The organism is Bacillus sp. FSL K6-1338, from assembly GCF_038006965.1.
GTDB lineage: Bacteria > Bacillota > Bacilli > Bacillales > Bacillaceae_G > Bacillus_A > Bacillus_A thuringiensis_S.
Genome location: NZ_JBBOWI010000001.1, coordinates 275,001 through 277,500 on the forward strand (window position 1 = coordinate 275,001; position 2,500 = coordinate 277,500).

Consider the following 2,500-nt stretch of genomic DNA (forward strand, 5'->3'; position numbering starts at 1 on the left):
CGGGAGAAGGGGTGCTTTCTTAACGGAAAGCCGCAGTGAATAGGCCCAAGCGACTGTTTAGCAAAAACACAGCTCTCTGCGAAGCCGTAAGGCGAAGTATAGGGGGTGACACCTGCCCGGTGCTGGAAGGTTAAGGAGAGGGGTTAGCGTAAGCGAAGCTCTGAACTGAAGCCCCAGTAAACGGCGGCCGTAACTATAACGGTCCTAAGGTAGCGAAATTCCTTGTCGGGTAAGTTCCGACCCGCACGAAAGGTGTAACGATTTGGGCACTGTCTCAACCAGAGACTCGGTGAAATTATAGTACCTGTGAAGATGCAGGTTACCCGCGACAGGACGGAAAGACCCCGTGGAGCTTTACTGTAGCCTGATATTGAATTTTGGTACAGTTTGTACAGGATAGGCGGGAGCCATTGAAACCGGAGCGCTAGCTTCGGTGGAGGCGCTGGTGGGATACCGCCCTGACTGTATTGAAATTCTAACCTACGGGTCTTATCGACCCGGGAGACAGTGTCAGGTGGGCAGTTTGACTGGGGCGGTCGCCTCCTAAAGTGTAACGGAGGCGCCCAAAGGTTCCCTCAGAATGGTTGGAAATCATTCGTAGAGTGCAAAGGCATAAGGGAGCTTGACTGCGAGACCTACAAGTCGAGCAGGGACGAAAGTCGGGCTTAGTGATCCGGTGGTTCCGCATGGAAGGGCCATCGCTCAACGGATAAAAGCTACCCCGGGGATAACAGGCTTATCTCCCCCAAGAGTCCACATCGACGGGGAGGTTTGGCACCTCGATGTCGGCTCATCGCATCCTGGGGCTGTAGTCGGTCCCAAGGGTTGGGCTGTTCGCCCATTAAAGCGGTACGCGAGCTGGGTTCAGAACGTCGTGAGACAGTTCGGTCCCTATCCGTCGTGGGCGTAGGAAATTTGAGAGGAGCTGTCCTTAGTACGAGAGGACCGGGATGGACGCACCGCTGGTGTACCAGTTGTTCTGCCAAGGGCATAGCTGGGTAGCTATGTGCGGAAGGGATAAGTGCTGAAAGCATCTAAGCATGAAGCCCCCCTCAAGATGAGATTTCCCATAGCGTAAGCTAGTAAGATCCCTGAAAGATGATCAGGTTGATAGGTTCGAGGTGGAAGCATGGTGACATGTGGAGCTGACGAATACTAATAGATCGAGGACTTAACCATATAATATGTAGCAAATGTTATCTAGTTTTGAAGGAATATGCCTTCATAGTTTGGTGATGATGGCAGAGAGGTCACACCCGTTCCCATACCGAACACGGAAGTTAAGCTCTCTAGCGCCGATGGTAGTTGGGACCTTGTCCCTGTGAGAGTAGGACGTCGCCAAGCAAGCTTAAGACGAGTCAGAATGACTCGTCTTTTTTGTGTTTTGTAAAATAAACTTGTAATTAATGTGGGCTCTATGAGTAAGTTTATCTAGCAAGAAACAACTTTATTTTATTAGAATTTCACATTTAAGTAGCATACCTTCAGAAAAATATGACTAAGCTTTAAAGTCTATTTGCTAACAAGAATATATATACGAAGTATTACCCTCTGGAGCCTACTCACACCCTCTTTTATTTCTGCAGTTGTTAAATGTCCATACCCTATAATAATTCGATTGTAATGTTTTCCTTTTTCAATGGCGTGATCTTCCACAGGATATACTTTCACTCCGAGTTGTTGGATTTTCTCAAGTAATTCTTTTGTGAATTGAACTTGATTGAATTCAACAATCAGATGTAATACTGTAAAATAACCGAAAATATTGATTGTATTTGAGAATGTTGATTTTAATTGCTGGATAAGGAAGTCTCTTCGATTTTTATAGATTTTTTTCATCTTCATAATATGCCGTTCCAAATAATCTTCAGCAATAAATTTAGAAAGGATAAGCTGATTTAAAGAAGGTGTATGTAAAACGGAATGAACATATAAAAGCATATGTTCAACAATCCAATGAACTCTATACGTTATTGTTACAAGCTGCGAAACGCTTTGTCACCGGAGAAACGAGACATGAGGGGATTGGGACGGCAAAAGAACTAATTACAAAAGGTTATCATACTTCACTAGAATACATAGGGGAAAATACTCTTGATATAGAGGGATGTTATAAAGCAAAAAAATGAGTTTTTGAATCTTATTGGGGACATAGGTACTCTATCTATGAAACAAACAGTATCACTTGATTTATCTCATATTGGATTGTCTATAGATCCAGAAATATCTTATATTCATTTAATGGAGTTGGCAGAGAAGGCGAAAGTACATGGAACTACCCTTATGATAAGTATGGAAGAATCATCTAAAGCAGCGGACATTCTTTCCATTTATAAAAAGGTAACTGAGCAATATCATAATGTAGGGATAACAATACAGGCACATTTATACCGCTCAAACAATGATATTCAAGAACTCCTTCATTATCCAGGAAAAATAAGAGTTGTAAAAGGTGCCTATCAAGAAGTTCCGGATATTGCTATGCCTAGATCAACTGATT

2 rRNA genes and 2 pseudogenes (2 of these 4 only partly in view) are annotated in these 2,500 nt (G+C 43.4%); 3 read left to right on the top strand and 1 reads right to left on the bottom strand.

Annotated elements, in window-relative coordinates:
• Positions 1-1,179: ribosomal RNA gene (locus tag NZ044_RS01565) — 23S ribosomal RNA — on the top strand (it extends 1,743 nt beyond the left edge of the window).
• Between the two features lie 49 nt (positions 1,180-1,228).
• A 5S ribosomal RNA gene (rrf, locus tag NZ044_RS01570) occupies positions 1,229-1,344 on the top strand.
• 168 nt (positions 1,345-1,512) lie between these two features.
• Here rrf and NZ044_RS01575 read toward each other — a convergent pair.
• A pseudogene (locus tag NZ044_RS01575) lies at positions 1,513-1,989 on the bottom strand (PLP-dependent aminotransferase family protein); the annotation flags it as partial.
• On the opposite strand from NZ044_RS01575, the pseudogene NZ044_RS01580 reads away from it, so the two are divergent.
• Positions 1,908-2,500 (top strand): annotated as a pseudogene (locus tag NZ044_RS01580) (proline dehydrogenase family protein); it runs 317 nt beyond the window's last position. The pseudogenes NZ044_RS01575 and NZ044_RS01580 sit on opposite strands and share 82 nt — an antisense overlap.